This is a genomic window from uncultured Lutibacter sp., assembly GCF_947495725.1.
Classification (GTDB): domain Bacteria; phylum Bacteroidota; class Bacteroidia; order Flavobacteriales; family Flavobacteriaceae; genus Lutibacter.
Genome location: NZ_CANLZZ010000004.1, coordinates 517977 through 542056, shown reverse-complemented (window position 1 = coordinate 542056; position 24080 = coordinate 517977). Strand labels below are relative to the sequence as shown.

Annotated in this window: 25 protein-coding genes; 14 read left to right on the top strand and 11 right to left on the bottom strand. The window is 29.6% G+C overall.

From position 1 onward, the window contains the following. Positions 1 to 44: 44 nt before the first annotated feature. Both greA and Q0776_RS11960 read left to right on the top strand, forming a co-directional pair. A complete protein-coding gene (gene greA, locus Q0776_RS11965) occupies positions 45 to 518 on the top strand; it encodes a transcription elongation factor GreA (protein ID WP_298368513.1) in 474 nt (157 codons plus the stop codon). A gap of 81 nt (positions 519 to 599) precedes the next feature. Continuing rightward, entirely contained in the window at positions 600 to 989 is a 390-nt protein-coding gene (locus Q0776_RS11960; RefSeq protein WP_298368511.1) for an HIT family protein, read from the top strand. Here the strand turns inward: Q0776_RS11960 and Q0776_RS11955 are convergent. Continuing rightward, a complete protein-coding gene (locus tag Q0776_RS11955; protein WP_298368508.1) occupies positions 984 to 2138 on the bottom strand; it encodes a HAMP domain-containing sensor histidine kinase in 1155 nt (384 codons plus the stop codon). The genes Q0776_RS11960 and Q0776_RS11955 overlap by 6 nt on opposite strands. 221 nt (positions 2139 to 2359) lie before the next feature. On the opposite strand from Q0776_RS11955, the gene Q0776_RS11950 reads away from it, so the two are divergent. The 7 genes from Q0776_RS11950 (at position 2360) to rlmN (ending at position 7738) form a co-directional block, all read left to right on the top strand. Beyond that, a complete protein-coding gene (locus tag Q0776_RS11950) occupies positions 2360 to 2734 on the top strand; it encodes a DUF3127 domain-containing protein (protein WP_298368506.1) in 375 nt (124 codons plus the stop codon). A 79-nt stretch (positions 2735 to 2813) separates the two neighbouring features. After that, entirely contained in the window at positions 2814 to 3446 is a 633-nt protein-coding gene (aat, locus tag Q0776_RS11945) for a leucyl/phenylalanyl-tRNA--protein transferase (RefSeq protein WP_298368504.1), read from the top strand. Between the two features lie 51 nt (positions 3447 to 3497). Further along, positions 3498 to 3824 carry a nucleotide pyrophosphohydrolase gene (locus Q0776_RS11940; protein WP_298368500.1) on the top strand — a complete coding sequence of 109 codons (327 nt, stop codon included), beginning with the start codon at positions 3498 to 3500 and terminating at the stop codon, positions 3822 to 3824. Then, positions 3824 to 4063, top strand: coding sequence for a hypothetical protein (locus Q0776_RS11935; protein WP_298368498.1), 240 nt, complete (start codon positions 3824 to 3826; stop codon positions 4061 to 4063). Before Q0776_RS11940 ends, Q0776_RS11935 begins: the two co-directional genes overlap by 1 nt. A 124-nt stretch (positions 4064 to 4187) precedes the next feature. After that, the gene (locus Q0776_RS11930; protein WP_298368497.1) at positions 4188 to 5402 is read left to right on the top strand and encodes a 3-phosphoshikimate 1-carboxyvinyltransferase; all 1215 of its coding nucleotides are present in this window, start codon (positions 4188 to 4190) and stop codon (positions 5400 to 5402) included. A 172-nt stretch (positions 5403 to 5574) separates the two neighbouring features. Continuing rightward, positions 5575 to 6624, top strand: coding sequence for a tRNA preQ1(34) S-adenosylmethionine ribosyltransferase-isomerase QueA (gene queA / locus Q0776_RS11925; RefSeq protein ID WP_298368494.1), 1050 nt, complete (start codon positions 5575 to 5577; stop codon positions 6622 to 6624). Positions 6625 to 6697: 73 nt separating this feature from the next. After that, a complete protein-coding gene (gene rlmN, locus Q0776_RS11920) occupies positions 6698 to 7738 on the top strand; it encodes a 23S rRNA (adenine(2503)-C(2))-methyltransferase RlmN (RefSeq protein WP_298368492.1) in 1041 nt (346 codons plus the stop codon). Between the two features lie 38 nt (positions 7739 to 7776). Here the strand turns inward: rlmN and infB are convergent, their stop codons facing one another. The 3 genes from infB to rimP are packed head-to-tail and all read right to left on the bottom strand — an operon-like array spanning position 7777 to position 12445. Continuing rightward, a complete protein-coding gene (gene infB / locus Q0776_RS11915; RefSeq protein WP_298368489.1) occupies positions 7777 to 10662 on the bottom strand; it encodes a translation initiation factor IF-2 in 2886 nt (961 codons plus the stop codon). A gap of 46 nt (positions 10663 to 10708) precedes the next feature. Continuing rightward, positions 10709 to 11968, bottom strand: coding sequence for a transcription termination factor NusA (nusA, locus tag Q0776_RS11910; RefSeq protein ID WP_298368487.1), 1260 nt, complete (start codon positions 11966 to 11968; stop codon positions 10709 to 10711). A gap of 12 nt (positions 11969 to 11980) precedes the next feature. After that, positions 11981 to 12445: a ribosome assembly cofactor RimP gene (rimP, locus tag Q0776_RS11905; RefSeq protein WP_298368484.1), complete on the bottom strand. Its 465-nt coding sequence runs from the start codon at positions 12443 to 12445 to the stop codon at positions 11981 to 11983. A gap of 158 nt (positions 12446 to 12603) precedes the next feature. Here rimP and Q0776_RS11900 point away from each other — a divergent pair, with 158 nt between their 5' ends. After that, entirely contained in the window at positions 12604 to 13434 is an 831-nt protein-coding gene (locus tag Q0776_RS11900; protein ID WP_298368482.1) for a universal stress protein, read from the top strand. Between the two features lie 4 nt (positions 13435 to 13438). Here Q0776_RS11900 and nadE read toward each other — a convergent pair whose 3' ends face one another. Further along, positions 13439 to 14227 (bottom strand): NAD(+) synthase, encoded by a 789-nt coding sequence (gene nadE / locus Q0776_RS11895; RefSeq protein ID WP_298368478.1) that lies wholly within the window; start codon positions 14225 to 14227, stop codon positions 13439 to 13441. A 60-nt stretch (positions 14228 to 14287) separates the two neighbouring features. On the opposite strand from nadE, the gene gldB reads away from it, so the two are divergent. Both gldB and gldC read left to right on the top strand, forming a co-directional pair. Continuing rightward, positions 14288 to 15247 carry a gliding motility lipoprotein GldB gene (gene gldB / locus Q0776_RS11890; RefSeq protein WP_298368476.1) on the top strand — a complete coding sequence of 320 codons (960 nt, stop codon included), beginning with the start codon at positions 14288 to 14290 and terminating at the stop codon, positions 15245 to 15247. Further along, the gene (gene gldC / locus Q0776_RS11885) at positions 15247 to 15582 is read left to right on the top strand and encodes a gliding motility protein GldC (RefSeq protein ID WP_298368474.1); all 336 of its coding nucleotides are present in this window, start codon (positions 15247 to 15249) and stop codon (positions 15580 to 15582) included. Before gldB ends, gldC begins: the two co-directional genes overlap by 1 nt. 2 nt (positions 15583 to 15584) lie before the next feature. Here gldC and folK read toward each other — a convergent pair whose 3' ends face one another. Further along, entirely contained in the window at positions 15585 to 16709 is a 1125-nt protein-coding gene (gene folK, locus Q0776_RS11880) for a 2-amino-4-hydroxy-6-hydroxymethyldihydropteridine diphosphokinase (protein ID WP_298368471.1), read from the bottom strand. Positions 16710 to 16806: 97 nt separating this feature from the next. Between folK and sppA the strand changes: the two genes are divergently transcribed. Beyond that, positions 16807 to 18561: a signal peptide peptidase SppA gene (gene sppA / locus Q0776_RS11875; protein WP_298368468.1), complete on the top strand. Its 1755-nt coding sequence runs from the start codon at positions 16807 to 16809 to the stop codon at positions 18559 to 18561. Between the two features lie 321 nt (positions 18562 to 18882). On the opposite strand, the gene Q0776_RS11870 is transcribed toward sppA, so the two are convergent. After that, complete coding sequence (locus Q0776_RS11870) at positions 18883 to 19761, bottom strand: AraC family transcriptional regulator (RefSeq protein ID WP_298368465.1); 879 nt, start codon at positions 19759 to 19761, stop codon at positions 18883 to 18885. 353 nt (positions 19762 to 20114) lie between these two features. Between Q0776_RS11870 and Q0776_RS11865 the strand changes: the two genes are divergently transcribed. Next, positions 20115 to 20708 (top strand): hypothetical protein, encoded by a 594-nt coding sequence (locus tag Q0776_RS11865; RefSeq protein ID WP_298368461.1) that lies wholly within the window; start codon positions 20115 to 20117, stop codon positions 20706 to 20708. A 65-nt stretch (positions 20709 to 20773) separates the two neighbouring features. On the opposite strand, the gene Q0776_RS11860 is transcribed toward Q0776_RS11865, so the two are convergent. From Q0776_RS11860 to Q0776_RS11845, 4 genes are all read right to left on the bottom strand, one after another. Then, the gene (locus Q0776_RS11860; RefSeq protein WP_298368459.1) at positions 20774 to 21256 is read right to left on the bottom strand and encodes a dihydrofolate reductase; all 483 of its coding nucleotides are present in this window, start codon (positions 21254 to 21256) and stop codon (positions 20774 to 20776) included. Then, entirely contained in the window at positions 21253 to 21666 is a 414-nt protein-coding gene (locus Q0776_RS11855) for a 2TM domain-containing protein (protein WP_298368457.1), read from the bottom strand. Before Q0776_RS11855 ends, Q0776_RS11860 begins: the two co-directional genes overlap by 4 nt. 109 nt (positions 21667 to 21775) lie before the next feature. Beyond that, positions 21776 to 22600 (bottom strand): thymidylate synthase, encoded by an 825-nt coding sequence (locus Q0776_RS11850; RefSeq protein WP_298368454.1) that lies wholly within the window; start codon positions 22598 to 22600, stop codon positions 21776 to 21778. A 72-nt stretch (positions 22601 to 22672) separates the two neighbouring features. Continuing rightward, complete coding sequence (locus Q0776_RS11845; RefSeq protein WP_298368452.1) at positions 22673 to 24067, bottom strand: nucleoside transporter C-terminal domain-containing protein; 1395 nt, start codon at positions 24065 to 24067, stop codon at positions 22673 to 22675. Positions 24068 to 24080 lie beyond the last annotated feature (13 nt).

Here is a 24080-nt window from a genome sequence, read left to right as displayed (position 1 = left end):
GGTTATCAGCTTTGAGATTTTTTGTATTTATTAAATTGATAATTATGAGTGAAATTTCGTACTATTCTAAAGAAGGAATGAAAAAACTAAAGGATGAATTAGATCATTTAGAACATGTAGAGCGTCCAAGAGTGAGCAATGATATTGCCGAAGCAAGAGATAAAGGTGATTTAAGTGAAAACGCCGAATATCATGCTGCGAAAGAAGAGCAATCATTATTAGAATTAAAAATAGCAAAGCTTAAAGGCGTAATTTCAAACGCACGAATTTTAGATGAATCTAAATTAGATACTTCTAAAATATTAATTCATTCAAAGGTTCGGCTAAAAAATATTGCAAACAACATTGAATTTACTTACACCTTGGTTGCAGATTCTGAAACAAATATTAAGGAAGGTAAATTATCTGTAAATTCACCTATAGGAAAAGGCTTATTAGGAAAAAAAGTTGGAGAAATTGCCGAAATTCAAGTTCCAAGTGGAATTATGAAATTTGAAATTGTTGAGATTTCAAGATAAATAAACTTTTAAAAATTAGAATGAACCCTTTTCAGTTTTTTTATTGAGAAGGGTTTCTTATTTTTGATTAAAATTGAAAACATGAGTTCTATATTTACTAAAATAATTAATGGTGAAATACCTTCTTATAAAGTTGCAGAAAACGACAATTTTTTTGCCTTTTTAGATATTAATCCTAATGCCAAAGGACATACATTAGTGGTTCCTAAAAAAGAAGTTAATAAACTTTTTGATTTGGAAGAATCACTTTATAATGATTTAATGAGTTTTTCTAGAAAAATTGCATTGGCAATGGAAAAAGCAATTCCTTGTGAAAGAATTGGTGTTTCCGTTATAGGTCTGGAAGTGCCTCATGTTCATGTACATTTAATTCCTTTACAAAAAATGGAAGATATTCAATTTATAAAAAAAGTAAAATTACTTCCCGAAGAATTTGAAGAGTTAGCAAAGGCTATCTCTAAACATTTATAAATAATTTTTTAAAACTATTGCAAAAGTAGTTCCTTTTCCAATTTCAGATTTTTGAACAAATATTTTACCGTTATGGTAATCTTCAATAATTCGTTTTGCTAAAGACAATCCAAGACCCCAACCTCTTTTTTTTGTTGTAAATCCTGGAGAAAATATTTTTTGTTGCATGTTTTTAGAAATACCTTTTCCTGTATCGGATATGGTAATAATAACTTGCTTAGAATCTTCTGAAATTTTTAGGGCAATATTTCCTTTGCCTTCCATAGAGTCAATAGCATTTTTAACTAAGTTTTCAATTACCCAGCTAAAAAGTTGAAGGTTAATGTTAGTGAAAATTTCTGATTGAGTAGTTTTAAAATCAAATTTAACTTGTTTGGAGCTTCTCGATTTTAAATAATTAAATGCGTTTTGTGTAGCTTCAACAATATTGTGTTTTTTTAGAACAGGTATGGAACCAATTTTAGAAAAACGTTCGGCAATAATATTTAGTCGGTTAACATCATTTTCAATTTCTTGTATTATACTTTCATCTGTATTTTCGAGTCTTAAAATTTCAATCCAACCTAATAATGACGACAATGGAGTGCCAATTTGATGAGCCGTTTCACGTGCCATTCCTGTCCATAGTTTATTTTGACCAGCAACCTTATTCGATTTAAAAAATAGGTAAATTACGCAAGCAAAAAGCAGTAAAATAAGTATAAGGGCAATTGGATAGTATTTTAATTTGGTTAGTAAATCAGAGTCTCTATAATATATATATTGTTTAGTGTTACCACGTTTATGACTTACAATTAGAGGTGAGTTTTGACTTTTCATTATAGCCAATTGCTTAATCAAATAAGAAGTTTTTTCGGTTCTTATAGAATCTAAATTAGCCCATAAAGTAATACTATCTTTTTCATTGGTAATAATCATTGGAATATTATTGTTTTTCCCAATAATTTTATCTTCTAGTGAAAAATCGGCATTTAAATCAAAAGTACTAAAACGTTCATAAGCGCCAGCTAAAATTTCCATTTTTGAGCGTTCTTCATTTTTAAACTTTTGAAAAAAATCATACGTATTCCATAAAATTAAAGCAACTATAATAAAAGAAGTTGCTATCACAGTCCATCGTATAATTTGTGTGTTTTTAGGTAAACTCATTATTCAAATATAGAATATATGTTGTATATAACTTAAAATTTGAAATCTTATTATTTTAATAAAATATTTAATTGGAAAATTAATTGATGTTAATAAGTTTAGAAAATTCCATTGGAATTATTTTAGTAATCATCTGTGAAAAAAATTACATTTGTGAAATCTATTTATAGAAACGACAGAATTTGTGTATTTATAGCACAGCTAATGAAATAATTTGAAATATGGAAGTAATAGGAAAAATTAAATTGATAAACGAGACTCAAACATTTGGCGCGAGCGGTTTTAGAAAAAGAGAAATGGTAGTTACAACCAACGAGCAGTATCCACAAATGATTATGATTGAATTTGTACAGGATAAATGTGATTTGTTGAATAATTATCAAGTTGGACAAGATGTAAAAGTATCTATAAACTTAAGAGGTAGAGAATGGATTAACCCAGAAGGTGTAGCTAAATATTTTAATTCTGTGCAAGGATGGAGAATTGAAGCAATTCAAGCTGAAGGTGCAGCAGAAGTTCCGCCAATGGCTCCTCTAGACAATCTTGAAACTATTTCGGGAACAAATGATAATGAACCAGATGATTTACCATTTTAAGTAATATTATAAACTATTAGAAAAGAGAAAAGCGAAAGTTTTTCTCTTTTTTGTTTAATTATATTTGTAAAAAAAAGTAGTGTACCTTCTTTCAAACAATCTTGTTTTTCCTCCAGTTAATTTGGCAAATGAAGATGGAATATTAGCCATTGGTGGAGATTTATCCGTCGATAGGTTATTATTAGCATACAAAAGTGGAATTTTTCCTTGGTACAATCCTGGAGAACCAATAATTTGGTATAGTCCAGATCCGCGAATGGTATTGTTTCCAAAAGATTTGAAAATTTCAAAAAGTATGAAACAAGTTATTAAAAAAGGTGAATTTAAAATAACATACAATAAGAATTTTAAAGAAGTAATTTCAAATTGTAAAACTATTGAAAGAAATGATCAAGGTGGAACTTGGATTACAGATGAAATGCAACAAGCTTATATAGAATTACACAAAAAAGGAATTGCAAAATCTGTTGAAGTTTGGAGAGAAAACGAGCTAGTAGGGGGGTTGTATGGTGTAGATTTAGGAACTATTTTTTGTGGAGAAAGCATGTTTAGTAAGGTAAGCAATACTTCAAAATTGGCTTTTATTTATTTGGTTCAAAAATTAGAAACAGAAAATTATAAGTTAATTGATTGTCAGGTTTATAACAATCATTTAGCTAATTTAGGAGCCGAAGAAATTTCGAGAGAATCGTTTTTAAAGTACTTAAATTAAAAATTGTTTAAGAAGAAGTTCGCTATATTTGAACATCAAAATATTTGAAATATGGATTTAAAAAATGGACAGTTAGTTGTTGATAATTGGATAAAAGAACATGGAGTGAGGTATTTTAATGAGCTAACCAATATGGCACAATTAACAGAAGAAGTTGGTGAAGTGGCTCGAATTATTGCAAGACGTTATGGAGAGCAAAGTGAAAAAGAAAGTGATAAAAATAAAGATTTAGGCGAAGAATTAGCCGATGTTGTTTTTGTTGTTTTGTGTTTAGCAAATCAAACAGGAATAGATTTACAAGCTGCATTTGATAAAAAAATGGATGTAAAAACAAAACGCGATCATGATCGTCATCACAATAATAAAAAACTAAAATAATGAGTCAATACAAAGATGCTTCTTTTTTGCAACTAACAATTAGGTTTGGAGCTGGGTTTTTGGTGCTTTTTTCAATTGTTAAAGTAGGGCTTAAAGTTTTAAGAACCGGTAGCTTTGACCAAATGATTATAGAGTATTTTGGACCAGAAACTTGGTATAAATTTTTAATTCAAATATTACTAGGATCATTATTCTATGGTCTTTTTATGGCTGGCTATTATAAATTTATTAAAAAATAAATATTTTATATTCTTAATTTTTTTTTCAATAAACAATCATAAATTATTTATGTTGTATTATTTTACACTTAATTTGGATACTACTTTTTGAGTGTTAACTTTGCGCATTTAAATAAAACATTGGATGGAGTCTTTAAAAATCAATAGAATTAATAAAATTGTAACCGGAAATATACAAATTACGGGTTCAAAAAGTGAAACTAATAGATTATTGATTTTGCAACAGTTTTATAAAAACTTAAAAATAGAAAACGTTTCAAATTCCGATGATTCTATTTTAATGCAAAAAGCATTGGCAAATACTTCTTCCGAAATTAATATTGGACATGCCGGTACAGCAATGCGTTTTTTAACATCGTATTTTTCGGTAAAAGAAAACTCACAAGTAATATTAACAGGTTCTCATAGAATGAAAAACCGACCAATAAAGATTTTGGTTGATGCGTTAAAATCACTTGGAGCAGAAATTGAATATATAGAGAAAAATGGATTTCCACCTTTAAAAATAACAGGAAAAAAATTAACAAAAGATTTTGTTGAAATTGATGGAAATGTTAGTTCTCAGTATATTTCTTCATTACTGTTAATTGCTCCAACACTTCAAAACGGTTTAAAAATAAAATTTAAAGGAGAAATAACTTCAGTGCCATATATAAAAATGACATTGACTTTATTGAATGAATTAGGAGTTGAGCACTCTTGGAAAGAAGATACAATTATAATAAATCCAAAGCCAATAATTAAAGAAACAACCATTGTTGTGGAATCTGATTGGAGCTCGGCATCTTATTATTACAGTTTGGTTTCTTTAAGTCCAAATTCGGAAGTAAAATTGTCTTCATATAAGAAAAATAGCTTACAAGGCGATTCTGTTTTAGCAGATATTTATAGTAATTTAGGTGTGGAAACTACTTTTCAAAAGAATTCTATTACTTTAAAAAACACAGGAAACATTTTTCCTTCGAAATTAATAGGCCTTAATTTAAAGGGAGCTCCAGATATTGCACAAACAATTGTGGTAACATGCTTTGGATTGGGAATTGAATGTTACTTAACCGGACTTCATACCTTAAAAATTAAAGAAACTGACAGATTGGTAGCTTTAAAAAATGAAATTGAAAAATTAGGCGGAGAAGTTGAAATTACAAATGAAACTCTACAATTAAAATCAACAAATAAAATTATTGAAGATATAAACATTGAAACTTACGATGACCATAGGATGGCAATGGCATTTGCGCCAATAGCAACAAGGGTTAATGTTATAATTGAAGAGTCGAATGTTGTGTCAAAATCATATCCAACTTTTTGGGAAGATTTCAATAAAGTAACTTTGTAATAAACTCTTTAACAAACTTTTATTGCAAAACACTTGACAACCCCTATGTCTATGTTGTATATTTGCGCTCATTCAAAAAATAATAGCATTGCTAAAATAACTCTTAATTCTTTGTTTTTTTGAATTTTGAGTTTAATAGTTACAAATGCCTATTGAAATAAATTAAAAATATATGAAATTATCACATTTTAAATTTGAATTGCCAGAAGATTTATTAGCAGAATACCCTGCAGAGCATAGAGATGAATCTCGCTTAATGGTTTTAAATAGAAAAGAGAAAACAATTGAGCATAAGCAGTTTAAAGATTTAATCAACTATTTTGACGAAGGAGATTTGATGATACTTAATAATACAAAAGTATTTCCGGCTCGAATGTATGGTGAAAAAGAAAAGACCGGAGCTAGAATTGAAGTATTTTTGTTAAGAGAATTAAATGCTGAAAGTAGACTTTGGGATGTTTTAGTTGATCCTGCAAGAAAAATTAGAATTGGAAATAAATTGTTTTTTGGTGATGATGAAAGTCTTGTAGCTGAAGTTATAGATAATACAACATCAAGAGGAAGAACTTTACGTTTTTTATATGATGGTTCTTATGAAGAATTTAGAAAAAAACTTGAGGAATTAGGAGAAACACCACTTCCAAAGTATATAAAGAGAGAAGTTGAAGAGGATGATGAAGAACGTTATCAAACAATTTATGCTAAACATGAAGGAGCTGTAGCCGCTCCAACTGCAGGATTGCACTTTTCAAAACACTTGATGAAGCGTTTAGAAATAAAAGGTGTTGATTTTGCGGAAGTAACATTACACGTTGGTTTAGGTACTTTTAGTGCTGTTGAAGTGGAAGATTTATCCAAACATAAAATGGATTCAGAACAAGCAATGATTCCAGATGAAACAGTAGAAATAGTTAATAACGCAATAGATGCTAAAAAAAGAGTATGCGCAGTAGGAACAACTGTTATGAGAGCTATTGAAAGTTCTGTATCTTCTGATGCTCATTTAAACTCTTTTAATGGTTGGACAAATAAATTTATTTTTCCTCCTTATGACTTTAGTATTGCAAACTGTATGATTACTAATTTTCATACACCTAAGTCTACTTTAATGATGATGGCCGCTGCATTTGCTGGATATGATTTTTTAATGGAAGCTTATGATGAAGCAGTTAAAGAAGGATATAAATTTTATTCATATGGTGATGCCATGTTAATAATTTAATATTTTAAATGTTTGAAATTTAATAATTTGATTCCCGCATATGCGGGAATCTTTTTATAAACACAATTTTAAAATGATACCAAAAAAAGATATACGGGCATTAACAAAGGACGAAATTCGAGAGTTTTTTGTTGAGAATGGAGATAAAGCATTCCGTGGGAATCAGGTTTATGAATGGCTTTGGAGTAAAAACGCCCATTCTTTTGATGATATGACCAATATATCTAAAGAGACTAGAAAGATACTTCAAACAAATTTTGTAATTAATCATATAAAAGTTGATAACATTCAGCGAAGTTCCGATGGAACAGTTAAAAATGCAGTAAAGTTACATGATGGCTTAATTGTTGAGTCTGTTTTAATTCCAACTGAATCTAGAACAACCGCTTGCGTATCGAGCCAGGTAGGTTGTAGTTTAGACTGTCTTTTTTGCGCTACTGCAAGGTTAAAAAAAATGCGAAATTTAAACCCTGATGAAATTTATGACCAAGTAGCCGCAATTAATCAAGAGAGCCTATTATATTTCAACCATAAATTATCAAATATTGTTTTTATGGGGATGGGAGAACCACTTATGAATTATAAAAATGTGCTTCTTTCAATTGAAAAAATCACTTCGCCAGAGGGTTTAGGAATGTCACCTAAAAGAATTACAGTTTCTACATCGGGAGTGCCAAAAATGATTAAAAAATTAGCAGATGATGGTGTTAAATTTAATTTAGCTGTTTCCTTACATTCTGCAATTGAAGAAGTACGAAATAGAATTATGCCATTTAGTAAAGCTTTTCCTTTAGAGGATTTAAGAGAAGCTATAAAGTATTGGTACGATAAAACAGGGAGTAGAGTTACTTACGAATATGTTGTATGGGATGGTATTAATGATGATAGGGAAGCAATAAATGCATTGGTTAAATTTTGCAAGTATGTACCTTGTAAAGTTAATTTAATTGAATACAACCCTATTGACGATGGAGAATTTCAGCAGGCAAAATCACAGGCAATCGAAGATTATATTAGTATCTTAGAAATGAATGATATTGTTATTAATGTAAGAAGGAGCAGAGGAAAGGATATTGATGCCGCTTGTGGACAATTAGCAAATAAAAAAAGCTAGATTTTAAAATCTAGCTTTTTTTTTACTTATAATATTTTTTACTTAAGTTTCTTCTTAACCTCAACTTCTTGGTAAGCTTCAATAACATCACCTATTTCAATATCATTGTAGTTTTTAATTTGAATACCACAATCATATCCTTTGGTAACTTCTTTAGCGTCATCTTTAAATCGTTTTAAAGCCATTAGTTCACCAGAGTGAATTACAACACTGTCTCTAATAATTCTAATTTTTGAACTTCTCATTATTTTACCGCTAACCACCATACAACCTGCAATATTACCAACTTTAGAAATTTTATAAATCTCTCTAATTTCAACATTACCTGTAATTTCTTCTTTTATTTCAGCAGATAACATACCTTCCATTGCATCCCTTAAATCTTCAATGGCAGCATATATAATAGAATATGTTCTGATGTCAATCTCCTCATTATCCGCTAAAGTTCTAGCATTTCCAGACGGTCTAACGTTAAATCCAACTATAATTGCGTCAGATGCAGAAGCTAACAATACATCCGATTCGGTAATTGCACCAACTCCTTTATGAATTATATTAACTTGAATTTCATCTGTTGAAAGTTTTTGGAATGAATCTGTTAATGCTTCAACCGAACCATCAACATCACCTTTAAGAATAATATTTAATTCTTTAAAGTCTCCTAAAGCAATACGTCTTCCAATTTCGTCAAGTGTAATATGACGTTGTGTTCTAACTGATTGTTCACGTTGTAATTGAGATCGCTTAGATGCAATTTGTTTTGCTTCTTTTTCATCTTCAAATATATTGAATTTATCACCAGCTTGTGGAGCTCCATCCAATCCTAAAATTGAAACGGGAGTTGCAGGACCTGCTTCAGTCATATTTTTCCCACGTTCATCAAACATAGCTTTTACTTTTCCACTATGTTTACCTGCTAACATATAATCTCCAATTTTTAAAGTACCTTCTTGTACCAAAATAGTTGAAACATAACCACGTCCTTTATCCAATAAAGCTTCAACAACTGTTCCAACGGCGCGCTTATTTGGATTAGCTTTTAAGTCTAGCATTTCAGCTTCTAATAAAACCTTTTCCAATAATTCATCAACACCAGTACCCATTTTTGCTGAAATATCATGAGATTGAATTTTTCCACCCCAATCTTCAACTAACAAGTTCATTTGCGATAATTGCTCTTTTATTTTATCTGGATTAGCATGTGGCTTATCAATTTTATTAATTGCAAATATAATAGGAACACCTGCAGCTTGTGCGTGACTTATGGCCTCTTTTGTTTGAGGCATTACATCGTCATCGGCAGCAACAACAATAATTACAATATCGGCTACTTGTCCACCACGAGCACGCATTGCGGTAAATGCTTCGTGACCAGGTGTATCTAAAAATGCAATTTTTTGACCATTCTTAAGTTCAACTCCATAAGCTCCAATATGTTGAGTAATTCCACCAGATTCACCTGCAATAACATTTTCTTCTCGAATATAATCTAGTAAAGAAGTTTTACCGTGATCTACGTGTCCCATTACTGTAATAATAGGTGCTCTTGTTAATAAATCTTCTTCAGAATCGATTTGAGCTTCGATTGACTCTTCTACTTCAGCTCCAACAAAATCAACAGTATAATCAAATTCTTCAGCAACTATTGTTAAAGTTTCAGCATCTAAACGTTGATTCATTGTAACCATCATTCCTAAAGACATACAAGTAGAAATAATATTAGTTACAGGAATATTCATCATAGTTGCAATTTCACTTACAGTTACAAATTCGGTAACCTTAAGCACTTTACTTTCTATTGCTTGTAATTCTGCATCAATATCCGTTTGTTGACGGTGTTGATCCCTTTTATCTCGTCTATATTTTGCACCTTTACCCTTTTTAGATTTACCTTGAAGTTTTTCTAAGGTTTCTCTAACTTGTTTTTGAACATCTGCTTCAGATGGTTCTTCTTTAACAATTGGTCTTCTAGGGCCTCTTTGTGGTCCTCTATTTCCTCCTCCTGGTTTTCTAGGGCCATGATTTGCGCCAGTTATTGGTGCTTTTTTAATTCTACGACGCTTCTTTTTATTGGCATCAGAATTAGAGTTTTCTTTTTTGGCTGCTGGTTCAGGTTTCTTTTTCTTAGGTTTTTCAAATTGTTTTAAATCAATTGTTTTACCTGTAATTTTAGGGCCTGATAATTTTTTGTATTGAGTTTCAATTGTTTGAGGAGCCGCTGGCTGAGCAGGTTCGGATGGTTTTTCTTCTACTTTTTTTGCTGCTGGTTCTTCTTTTTTAACAACTGGCTTTTTAATAGTAGTCTCTTCCTTTTTAGTAGTTGGCTGTTCTACTTTTGGGGTATCTACTTTTTTTATTTCTTTCTTTACAGGAACTTCTTTAGCTATAGGTTTAATAGGCTTTTCCTTAACTAAGGGAGTTTCTTTAATTGGCTCAATTTTTGGTTCTTCTTTTTTAACCTCCTCAACATTTGGCTTTGGTTCGTCGGTCTTTGGAGATACAGTTTTAACTTCTGATTTTTCAGGAGTAACAACTTCGTCCTTAATAGGTTCTTCCGTTGCTTTTTTAGGTTCAATATCAATTTTACCTACTGTTTTTATTTCCAATTTTTCCGCTTTGGCCTTAACCACAACTTTTTTAGCTTCCTCTTCTAGACGTTGCTTTTCTTGTTTTGCTTCAAGTGCAAGTCTAAGGGCTTCCTTTTCCTTTCTCTTTTCTTCACCTACCTCTTTTGATGCAGCCTTTTTGTTTCGGTCAGTTTGAAAACCATCAAGTAATACTTCATACTCTTCGTTAGATATTTTTGTTGTTGGTCTAGCGTCAATTTCTATACCTTTACTGCTTAAGTGCTCAACAGCTCTATCTAACGAGATATTTAATTCTCGTAATACTTTGTTTAGTCTCAATGTTTTGTTCTCAGCCATGTGATTTATTTTTAGCCTATTTGTTGTTGAAAAATTGAATGATTAATTAATCTTCAAATTCTTCTTTTAATATTTTTTGAACCTCTAAAATAGTTTCTTCTTCTAAATCAGTTCTTTTTACGAGTTCAGCTACGTCTTTTTCAAGTACACTTCGTGCAGTATCTAAACCAATATTTTTAAATTCTTGAATTACCCAAGCTTCTATTTCATCAGAAAATTCGGTTAATTCTACGTCATCTTCAGTTTCAACACCTTCGCGTTGAACATCTAATTCGTAACCTGTTAATTGAGATGCTAAACGAATGTTAACTCCATTTTTCCCAATTGCTTTTGAAACTTCTTCTGGTAATAAAAATACATCTACTCTACCTTTTTTACCATCTTCTCTACCTTCTTCAGGGTGGATTTTCATAGAAACAACTTTTGCAGGGCTTAGAGCTCTTGCAATAAATAGTTGCTCATTTTTAGTGTAATTAATTACATCAATATTTTCATTTCCTAATTCACGAACAATACCGTGAATTCGAGATCCTTTCATACCAACACATGCACCAACAGGGTCAATTCTATCATCATATGAATCTACAGCTACTTTTGCTTTTTCACCAGGAATACGTGCTACGCCTTCAATTGTAATTAAACCATCAAAAACTTCTGGTATTTCTTGTTCAAACAATTTTTCTAAAAATTGTGGTGATGTTCTGGAAAGAATAATAACAGGTTTGTTGCCACGTAATTCAACAGTTTTAATAATTCCACGAACAGAATCACCTTTTCTAAAATAATCAGAACGAATTTGTTCGCTTTTTGGCAGAACTATTTCATTTCCATCATCATCTAATAAAATGATTGCATTATGGCGTATATGATGAACTTCGGCACTATATAAATCTCCTTCTAAGTCTTTAAAATGTTTAAAAGTGTTTGTGCTATCATGTTCATGAATTTTAGAAATTAAGTTTTGACGTAAAGCTAATATTGCTCTTCGTCCCAAATCTATTAATTTCACTTCTTCAGATACGTCTTCACCTATTTCAAAATCTGGTTCAATTTTACGTGCTTCGGCAAGTTCAATCTCTTCATTATCGTCTTCTGACATGCCATCGGCAACAACAACTCTATTTCTCCAAATTTCTAAATCTCCTTTATCTGGATTTATAATAATATCAAAGTTGTCATCAGATCCAAATTTTCTTTTCAAAGCAGCTCTAAAAACTTCCTCTAGAATTGCCATTAAGGTAACTCTATCTATACTTTTTTCTCCTTTAAATTCTGAAAATGATTCAATTAATGCTATATTTTCCATGCATTCTGTTTGTTAAAATATTATTTTCACTTTAGCTTCTAAAATATCAGTAAATGGTATTGTAGCTTTTTTTACAACTGTAATTTTTCCTTTACCAATAGGCTTTGGTTCACGTGCTTTCCATTCCAATTCAATACTTTCTTCACTTACATTTTTAAGTGTTCCTTCTAAAACTTTAGAGTCTTTAGACTTAACAGTTAATATGCGGTTAAGGTTTTTGATGTATTGTCTATTTACTTTTAGTGGATTAGCAATATCTGGAGAGGTAACTTCTAGTGAAAAATCTTCTTCTTCTCTATCTAAATTATGTTCAACAGCTCTGCTAATTCTTATGCACTCTTGTAATGAAATTCCGTTGTCTCCATCTACCTCTACATAAATTTTATTATCGGGTAGAAAATTTAGGCCAATTAAAAATAACTCTTGGTTTTCTTCAATTGCGGTATCTACTAATTCCTTAATCTTTATTTTATCCATTATTATAAAAAGAGGGGACTTTATGTCCCCTCCAATCTTCAAATCTCTTATAATTCGGTGCAAATATACTAACAATTTTTTAATTGGTAAAAAATCATTCTTTTTTAATTTAAAATTCTTAACTTTACGTATAACCCAATTATAAAAAGTCTTAAAATATGAAAAGAATATTAGTTCCCGTAGATTTTTCAATTCAAGCAGAGTATGCAGCAAAAGTGGCAGCAAGTATTGCAAAAAGGACAAATGCAAAAATATATTTGTTACATATGTTAGAATTACCTTCTGGGGTTATTGATCCAACAAGCTTTGGGACATCAAATAATACTCCTACAGCCTTACTTTTTTTAAAAAGAGCTCATGAAAGATTTGAAGAGTTTAAAGAGTTACCATTTTTTGAGGGGTTAGAAATGGAAGAGACAGTTCATTTTCATAAGGCTTATGATGGAATTATTTCTGAAAGCACAAAGCATAAGGTAGATTTGATAGTTATGGGGTCCAGAGGAGCTTCAGGTCTTGAAGAGATATTAGTTGGTTCAAATACCGAAAAAGTTGTACGAAATTCTGAAATTCCAGTACTTGTTATAAAAGAAGATGTAGATGATTTTAAAATAGAAAATATTGTATTTGCATCGAATTTTAAACTTGAAAATAGAAAAGCTTTTCAAAATATATTAAACTTTACTGCCAAATTTGGTGCGAAATTGCATTTATTAAAAATAAATACCATTCATAATTTTGAAACTACAAAAGATTCTAGTGATGCAATTAGAAGTTTTATAAATGAGTTTGATTTAGGTGATTTTACCTTAAATATTTATAACGATATTTCTGTTGAAGCAGGTGTATTAAATTTTTCTAAATTAATTGAAGCAGATATCATTGTGTTAAACACTCATGGTAGAAGAGGATTAGCACATTTATTTAATGGTAGTATTGGTGAAGATTTAGCTAATCACGCAAAGTTACCTGTTGTAACATTTAAGTTGTAAATAGTTACTTTAATTTTTTTGGTATTTCACAAACTGGTATTGCTATCATTTTGTGTTTGTTTGCTCTGTTTCGTTGTGTAAAGATTGAAAATACTTCTTTTTCTCTTCCTGTAAAATCATTAACTGTTTTGTTTAATTCGGCTTGGTTCATTGCCCATTCTAATTCGTCGTAACTTGCTCCAATTTGGTCCTCGTCAGTGCGACTGTCTCCAAATAAGCCATCAGTTGGTGCGGCTTTTTGAATAGTTAAAGGAACATTTAAATATGCCGCAATTTTATATACTTCAGATTTCATTAAATCGGCAATTGGGCTTAAATCTACACCGCCATCTCCATACTTTGTAAAGAAACCAACACCAAAATCTTCAACTTTATTACCTGTTCCAGCTACTAAATAACCATGTAAACCAGCAAAATAGTATAGGGTTGTCATGCGTAAGCGTGCTCTTGTATTTGCTAAAGACATATTTACTGTTGCTGTATCTTCAATTGAGGGAACAACAGATTTAAACTCTTCAAAAGTGTTTGTTAAATTAATTTCTATGGAGCTAACTTTAGTGTATTTATTTTTAAGTTGTGAAATATGTTCTTTTGCTCTTGAAACTTGATTTTCTCCTTGATGAATTGGCATTTCAACACATAAAACTGGAAATCCGGTTTTTGCACACAAAGTAGAAGTAACAGCTGAATCAATTCCTCCAGAAATTCCAACAACAAATCCTTTTACTTTTGCGTTAGTAGCATAATCTTTTAGCCAAGAAACAATATGGTCAACAACTTTTTCTGAATTCATAATTAAACTTTTTTAGTAATTTTATCGTTTTAAAAAAATGAAATGTAAATATAGAAATTAATGAACAAATATTTAGGAGTAGCGATTATTTTATTAATACTTTTTTCTTGTAAAAGAGAGGTGAAACCGAAGTTGGATGTTTCAAATATTAATGTTGATGTAAAAGTAGAGAGATTTGAAAAGAAGTTTTTCAGTTCTTCAAATAACACATTATCAAGTCTTAAGGATGAGTTTCCTTTTTTGTTTCCAGCATATACTCCAGATAGTATATGGTTGGCAAAAATTAATAACAAAGATGAAAGAGCTTTGTTTAATAAATCTCAGGAAGTTTTTGGTGATTTTCAATTAGAAAAAACTTTATTGGCAGATTTGTTTAAACATATTAAGTATTATCATGCTAATTTTAAGGAACCAAAAATTATAACACTAATAACTAGTGTTGACTATAAAAGTAAAGTAGTTTATGCGGATAGTTTATTATTTATTGGTTTAGATTTATACCTGGGTGAAGAAAGTGAGTTTTATTATGATTTTCCGAAGTATATTTCGCGTAATTTTAATAGAACCCAATTAATAGTTGACGTCTCTAAAGAAATAGGGTTAAAATATTTTAATCCAACTATTAAAAGACAATTTATTGATGTGTTAATTGATGAAGGAAAAAAAATGTATTTATTAGATTGTTATTTACCTGATGTGTCTAATTTTAATAAAATAGGCTATTTAAAAGACCAATTACAATGGGCAGAAAATAATGAAAGCGAAATTTGGAAATTTTTTATTGAAAATGAGTTATTGTACAGTTCCGATTCAAAGCTAAATGCTAGATTTATTGATGAAGCTCCTTTTTCTAAATTTTTTATTGACATTGATAAAGAGTCGCCCGGAAGAATAGGAGTATGGCTAGGTTGGCAAATTGTTAAATCGTATATGAAAAATAATAATGTAACTTTGCAGCAACTTTTGGAAACAGAAGCAATAGAGATATTTAAAAAATCTAAATATAAACCAAAAAAATAATGGCAGTAATCCATAAATCGAAAATTGAATTTACAGTAGGTTTAGATGAAAATAAAGTTCCAGAAGAATTAAATTGGACCGCAGAAGAAGGAGGAATTAAAAATGAAGAAGCAAAAGCTTTAATGATTTCTGTTTGGGATTCGAAAGGTAAAGATACCTTAAGAATGGATTTGTGGACAAAAGATATGCCTATTGATGAAATGAAACAATTTTATCACCAAACATTAGTTTCAATGGCAAATTCTTTTGAAAGAGCTACAAATGATGATAAAATGAGTGCTACTATGCGTGATTTTTGCGACTATTTTGCCGAAAAACTAGAGCTAAAAAAATAGATTTACGCATTTGCAATTTGTTTTATTATTTGGTTATAATCTTCAGTGTTGTTTACAAAGTCTTTATCTGAGACGTCAATAATTAAAGTGTTTAGTTTTTCTTCAGTTTTAATAAAACCAACATAACCTTTATGAATTTTATCTAAATATTCAGGTGATATATTTTGTTCGTAGTCTCTGCCGCGATATTTTATATTTTCAATTAAACGAGGTGTGTTTTGATATAAATAAATGTATAAATCGGGTTTAGTAATTTCTTTATACATAATGTCAAACATTTTTCTGTACAAAAAATATTCTTCCTTTTGTAAAGTTACTTGAGCAAAAATTAACGATTTAAATATATAGTAATCGGATACAATAAAGTTCTTAAACAAATCAAATTGGGCCAAATCATCAGAAAGTTGTTGATATCTATCAGCCAAGAAACTCATTTCTAAAGGAAATGCATAACGTTCGTTGTCATTATAAAATTTTGGTAAAAAAGGATTATCGGCAAAACGTTCTAAAATTTTCTTTGCATTGAAATCCTCAGCAATCATTTTTGTTAAAGTAGTTTTGCCTGCGCCAATATTTCCTTCAATTGCTATAAAATTGTATTTTTCAGAAATTGAAATTGGTCGTTTAATTTTAAAATCTAATTTTTCAATAGTTGAAGAATCTGTACATTTTTTTAAGCAAACTTTAATTTGCTGTTTTTCAATAGGATGAATAAGATTTGGAGCTATTTCAGCTAAAGGTACCAACACAAATTTTCTGTTTAGCATTTCCTTGTGGGGAACACTTAAATATTTTGAAAAAATAATTTCCTGTTCAAATAATAAAATATCAATATCAATCGGCCTTGCTTCATATTCAGAAATTATTTTTTTTTGGCGACCAATTTTTTTCTCGATTTTATGAATTGTTTCTAATAAATTTTCGGGATTTAAAGAAGTTGTAACCTCAACACAAATATTATAGAAATCGTCACTTACAAAACCCCAAGAAGCTGTTTTATAAATAGATGACACTTTACAAATGCATCCTATTTGCTCTGCAATTAGGTCAATTGCATCTTGTAAATTTTGAAGCAAATTACCTTTATTGCTTCCTAATGATAGGTATGTTGATCTTAATATTTTCATAAACTCAGTACAAAGAAAAGAAAAGTATTATTTAAAAATATATCTTTGCTCTTCAACTTATAAACATTTAAGTTTTTAATTCAAAAAACAAATTCTTATGAAATTTTTAAGAAACTTATTAGCATCAATTTTTGGTACTTTAATTGCGCTTGGTATATTATTTATACTATTTATATTAATTGCTTCTGTTTTTTCTGAAACGGAAAAAATATCCATTAAATCAAATTCGATATTAGAAATAAAATTGAATGAAGAGGTAAAAGATTTTGCACCAAAAAGTGATGATCCTTTTGATCAAATATTTGGTTTTAATGAAAATAAGATTGGTTTAAATGAAATTTTAAATGCTATTGAGAATGCAAAAACCGATGCTAATATTGAAGGTATTAGTTTAAATATTATGAATTTAAATAGTGGAATAGCTCAAACACAAGCTATTAGAAATAAACTTATTGATTTCAAAGAATCAGGCAAGTTTATACAATCATATGCCGATGGTTATACTCAAAAAAGTTATTATTTATGTTCTGTGGCCGATTCTCTTTTTGTAAACCCATTTGGAAGTTTAGACTTTAAAGGTTTGTCTTCTGAAGTATTATACTTTAAAGATTTGCAAGATAAGTCAGGAATTAAAATGGAAGTAATTAGGCATGGTAAATATAAAAGTGCTGTCGAGCCATTTTTATATAATGAAATGAGTGATAATAATCGCGAACAAACCGTTGCATTTTTAAGCTCTATTTGGAATGAAATGCTTGTAGAGATTGGAATAAGCAGAAACAAAACTGTTGAAGAGTTAAACACAATTGCAGATAATCTACTAACACGAAATTCTGATTTGGCAATTGAAAGTAATATGGTAGATGGAAAATTATATTTAGATGAATATGTTGATGGATTAAAAGTATTAACAAATACTAATATTGATGGGAAATTAAATAAAATTAGCCTAAAAGATTATATTTCTACTGGTAAAGGCCGAATAAAATCCTCCGCTTCTAATAAAATTGCTGTTATTTATGCACAAGGCGAAATTATTTATGGTAAAGGTGATGAGAATTTTATTGGTCAAGATTTAATTATTAATGCATTAAAAAAGGTACGAAAAGATAAGAAAGTTAAAGCAATAGTTCTAAGAGTAAATTCGCCAGGAGGAAGTGCCTTAGCTAGCGAATTAATTTGGAGAGAATTAGAATTAACTCGAAAAGAATTACCAATAGTTGTTTCAATGGGTAATGTTGCTGCTTCAGGTGGTTATTATATTTCTTGTAATGCAAATAAAATTTTTGCAGAACCAACAACTATAACTGGATCAATTGGTGTTTTTGGAGTAATTCCAAATATTAGTGAATTGGCAGAAAATATTGGAATTAATGCAGAGCAAGTAAGTACCAATAAAAGTCCTTCATATAGTGTATTTGAACCTATGACCGATGAATTTCGTGCTGTAACTAAAGAAGGTGTTGAGCAAATATATACAACCTTTTTAGATCGCGTTTCCAAAGGAAGAAATATTCCGGTTGCAAAAGTTGATAGCGTTGCACAGGGTCGTGTTTGGTCTGGAGTTGAAGCTTTAGAGAACGGACTAGTTGATGAGCTTGGAAATTTAAACGATGCAATTATTTATGCAGCTGAATTAGCCGAAGTAACAGACTATAAAGTGCGTAATTATCCTAATTATAACGTGGATTTAGAAGATAAATTTCAAAGTTTACCTTTTGTAAAGACTAGAGAAGAATTAATGATTGAGGAGTTTGGTAAGGAAAATTTTAAAATTTATGAAAATCTAAAACAAATAACTAAAGTAAGGGGAATCCAAGCTAGAATGCCTTATATTCTTGAAATTAAATAAGAAAAATAATAAAATATTCGCTATAAAAATATGTTAAATTAACGTTAAGAGGTAAAATAACTTTTACTATGTTAAAAAAACATATAAAGCAGCGAATTATGATGTAGTATAAAGTTCAATGTAAATATATCTTTGTAGTGTAATATTTTAGGGTATTTGTTAAGAGTACGTCATAATACTATTATATATTTGGTTAACTTGTTAATGGGGTCTAATTTTTATTAGACCCCATTTTCTTTTGTGTTATTTAACAATACATATAAATTAAAAAAAGGGAACCAAATTGGATCCCTTTTTTAATAAACTTGTTTATAATGTTACTTATTTTTGAACAAGAAGTTGCTTCATCTCATTTCTATATTTTAACGGACTTTGGCCTGTAAATTTTTTAAAAAGTTTGTTAAAGTGTGAAAAATTATTAAACCCGCTTTCAAAACATATTTCCGTAATACTCGATTGGCTATCTGCAAGAAGTTTTGTGGCGTGAACAATCCTAAATTCATTTACAAATTGAGTAAATGTTTTGTTGGTCGATTTTTTAAAATATCTACAAAATGCAGGAACTGTCATGCTTACCTTTTCCGCTATTTCATCTAAGGGAATAGACCTTTTAAAATTGTTACTTACAAAATTAAATATGATGTCAATTTTTTTATTGTCTTGTGGTTCAATTTCAAATGCAAAACCATCAACATTTAATAAAGAGTAATCTTTTGTGCGTGCTAAATCTTTTAAAATTTCCAAAAAATGGATTATTCTATCAATTCCATTATAATTGATAAGATCTTCAATTTTAGGTCCAATCTCTTTTTTAGCTTCAATATTAAAAAGTATACCCTTTTTTGCTTTTGCAAAAAGTGACTTCACCAAAGTCATTTCCGGAAGGTTTACAAAATTCTCTCCTAAAAAATCTTCCTTAAACTGAATAACTGTTTCAGTTCCGTTTGTAGTAAATCCATCAGTAAATCCACTATGCGGTAAATTGGCTCCAATTAATATTAATTGACTATTATTAAAATAAGATAAATGACTACCTATATGCCTTTTTCCTTTTGCTTTGTTTACATATATTAATTCTAGCTCTGGATGAAAATGCCAAAAAGGTGTATCTCCTTCTACTTTTTGAGAATTATGTTTAACTCTTATTGAGCTTCCAAATTCGGGGTTTAACTTTTTAAAAGTTGGTTTAATATTCTTCATAAGAAATTACATTATGTACAAAATTAACTATTAATTATGTGTTTATATATATAAAATTGCCTTTTTTGTATTTTAAATTAACCTTTAGATGTGTTTTAACATAAATTTAAGGGAATATAACATACAAAATATGCTACTAATAGCTCGCTTATAAAAATGAGTGAAGAAATAATTTTTTAAATAATAGAGGTAAAAAGTAGATTAAAATTGCCTTTAAAGTGTGTTAAATTAACTTAACACTAAATTAATACGATTAAGGGGTAAAAAAACACATAAATATGAGAATTGGCTAGTAATTTATTCAATTAATCGAACATACATTTGTAGCATACTAATTTTAAAAATTATTAATTATGAAAAATTTAATTAGAAAAAGTTTATTGATTGCAACAATTTTTGTTACAACAATAACAATGGCAAAAAGCAATGATCCAAGTATTAAGGTTGATGTTGTAAATTCGAAGTTTGTTCAATTTACTATGGAAGGAAATTTAAATATTGTGGAGCTATCAGTTAAAGATGAATCTGGATTTGTATTACATAGTGAAAAATTACAGGACTCAAAACTAAGTAGAAAATTTGATTTAGAAAGTTTGCCTAATGGTCATTATTCTTTAGAAGTTGAAAGTTTAACGAAAATTAAAAGAATTCCTTTTGTAGTTTTAAAACATACTGTTGAAATAAGCAAAGAGAAAGAAGTTGTTTATTATAAACCAGTTGTGGTTACAAAAGATAAACTAGTTTCTATTTCACAATTTGCAAAGACAGATGAGAGTTTAGAAATATCTGTTTATGATTTAAACAATGATTTATTATACAATGAAATTTTGAAAGAAGAATCTAATATTTTAAAACGTAGATTAAGTTTTAAAAACCTTTTACCAGGTAATTATAAATTAGTTTTACGAACTGGAAATAAAAATTTTTACGAAACAATTTCTATCTAAAAATATAATTTTATTTTGTTAAGTTTAGTTTGGTAAAAAGACCTCATTTTAATGAGGTCTTTTTTTTATTTTCTAATAAAGGACACAAAACTATAATCATAGTTATTTTTATCATCGGCCTTAAAATCTTGTCTTGAGCTTTCTATCCATATTGATTTATCAATTTCAGGAAAAAAGGCATCAGCATTAAATGTGTGATGGACAAAAGTTAAATCTAATTTATCAGCAATTTTTATTGCTTGAGAATAAATTTCAGCACCACCTAAAATATATGGGTTTTCATCATTTTTCGAAACTTTTAGAGCTTCTTCTAACGAGTTTACAACTATGCAATTTTCGGCCTTATACTGGTTATTTCTTGTAATAACAATATTAGTTCTATTTGGTAAAGGTTTTCCAAGTGACTCAAATGTTTTTCTTCCCATAATAACATTATGGTTTAAAGTAACTTGTTTAAATCTTTTTAAATCTGCAGGTAAATGCCATATGAGTTGATTATTTTTTCCCAAAGCATTATTCTCTGCAACTGCTGCTATAATTGTTATCATTTGTTTTCCTTGTCGTTCAGTTGTTGATTTTCCTTTTTTTTTAATTCATCAGCATATTCTTCGCTTTCAGCTTTTAATTTGGCTTCTCGTGCGATTTCCTTCTCTAATTTTGCAATTTTAATTTCTTGTTTTAAAACAAGCTTTTCTGTTTGTTGTCGTTCCCAATCTTTACCCATAAACTTGTTTGTTACAAATACGTTTACAAAATGTAATATCCATAAAAATAACCAAAAAACTATAGCCCAAACAAACCAATTTTCGAAGTAAGTTTCTCCTACCTTTAATAGTTTATTTAATGCAATTAAAAATACAGAACCTACTAGGAACAAAACAAAATGATAGTACAAGCGTTTTTTTTGCTTCGTACGTTTTCTCGCATTTTCATATAATTCGTGCTGTTCATTATTCATTTTTATAAAATTTTATTGAGCAATAATAAAGTTACTAAAATTAAATTTTAGTAGTATCATTTAAAATTGTTAAATATTTAGCAATTTCTAATTTTAAAATCGTAAAAATTTATACCGAAACTTTGCCTTTAATATGTGGGTGAGGATTATAATTTGTTAATGTGAAATCTTCAAAATTGAAATCTAAAATATTTTTAATTTCTGGATTTATTTTCATTGTTGGTAATGCTCTTGGCTCACGTGATAATTGTAACTCAATTTGCTCGGTATGATTGGTATAGATATGGGCATCTCCAAAAGTATGAACAAAATCTCCATATTGTAAATCACAAACTTGCGCCATCATCATTGTTAATAGGGCATAAGAAGCAATATTAAATGGTACGCCCAAAAATATATCGGCACTTCTTTGGTATAACTGACAAGATAACTTTCCATCAGTTACATAAAATTGAAAAAATGCATGACAAGGAGGAAGGGCTGCTTTACCATTGGCTACATTTTTAGAAAATGAAACAGAGGTGTCAGGTAATACACTTGGATTCCAAGCCGAAACCAACATTCTTCTGCTGTCCGGATTGGTTTTTATAGTGTTAATTACTTCTTTAATTTGATCAATTCCTTCGCTGTTCCAATTGCGCCATTGATGGCCATAAACAGGTCCTAAATCACCATTTTCGTTTGCCCAGGCATCCCATATTTTAACTCCATTTTGTTGTAAATACGCAATGTTAGTATCACCTTTTAAAAACCATAATAATTCATAAATAATAGATTTTAAATGTAATTTTTTAGTAGTTACCATTGGGAAACCTTCATTTAAGTCAAATCGCATTTGGTAACCGAAAATACTTTTGGTACCAGTGCCTGTTCTATCTTCTTTTAAAGTTCCATTTTTTTGAACGTGTTTTATTAAATCTAAATATTGTTTCATTATTTACGTTTATTTGTTTAGGTGTTTAATTGGTATAATCTTCTTTTCTATTAATAAACAACCTTTTAAAATTTACCCAATTATCATTCCTGCAATAGTTGCTGATAAAAGCGATGCAATTGAACCTCCAATTAAAGCTTTGATACCGAATTCGGATAATGTTTTTCTTTGTCCTGGAGCTAGTGAACCAATACCTCCAATTTGAATACCAATGGAAGCAAAATTGGCAAACCCACAAAGCATATAGGTTGCCATAATTACAGATTTGTTATAAGTAAGGTGTGTTACGTTGGCAACATTTTTAAGTTCAGCGAGTTGAATATATCCAACAAATTCACTCGCAGCAAGTTTAATACCTAGTAGTTGTCCCATTAACATAATATCTTCAGTTGCAACACCAATTAGCCACATTAATGGTGCGAAAATTGTCCCTAAAATTGATTCTAATGAAAAAGATTGGTACGGCGTATTTGATGCCATCCAAGCATTAAGATTTGTAATGTCTCCAACCCAACCTAAAATTCCGTTTAACATTGCAATTATAGCTACAAATACTAATAACATTGCGGCAACATTTGCGGCAAGTTTTAAACCTTCGGTAGTACCGTTTGCAATGGCATCTAATATATTTGATCCAATTTTGTCTTGCGATACTTTTACATCAGTATTAATTTTTTCGGTTTGGGGAAATAACATTTTGGAAATTACAATTGCTCCAGGGGCAGCCATAACTGATGCGGCAAGTAAATGTTTGGCAAAATGTAAACGTAGTACTTCGTCATTACCTCCTAAGAAACCAATGTAGGCAGCTAAAACTCCTCCTGCAACAGTTGCCATACCACCAATCATAACTAGTAGTATTTCGGATTTATTCATGCGTTCCAAGTAGGCTTTTATCATTAAAGGAGCTTCTGTTTGTCCTAAAAATATATTACCTGCAACAGATAAACTTTCAGCTCCGGAAATTTTTAATAATTTAGTTAAAAGTAAAGCCATTCCTTTAACTATTACTTGAATTACACCTAAATAAAATAATAATGATGTAAGCGCCGAGAAGAAAATTATTGTTGGTAATATTTGAAAAACAAAAATAAATCCATAGGATTCAATATTCATTAAATCACCAAATAAAAATACGCTTCCTGCTGATGTATAATCTAAAATATTTGTAAATATTCCACCAACAAATTCAAAAATAGCTTGAACAAAAGGAACTTTTAATACGCCAACTGCAATTAATAACTGAGCTGTTAAACCAGCTCCAACAGTTTTCCAATTTATTGCTTTTCGGTTGTTGCTAAATAAATAGGCTATTACCAACAAGGAAATCATTCCTAAAACTCCTCGCCATAACGAGTTAAAAGAAAAACCTTGATTTTCAATTAATGTTGATGCTGTTAAATCTTGTGCATTAGCAGAGAGTAGACTAAAAAATAGAAGGGCAAAAAGCCCAATTTTTTTAAACATATTTTGTTTTTTG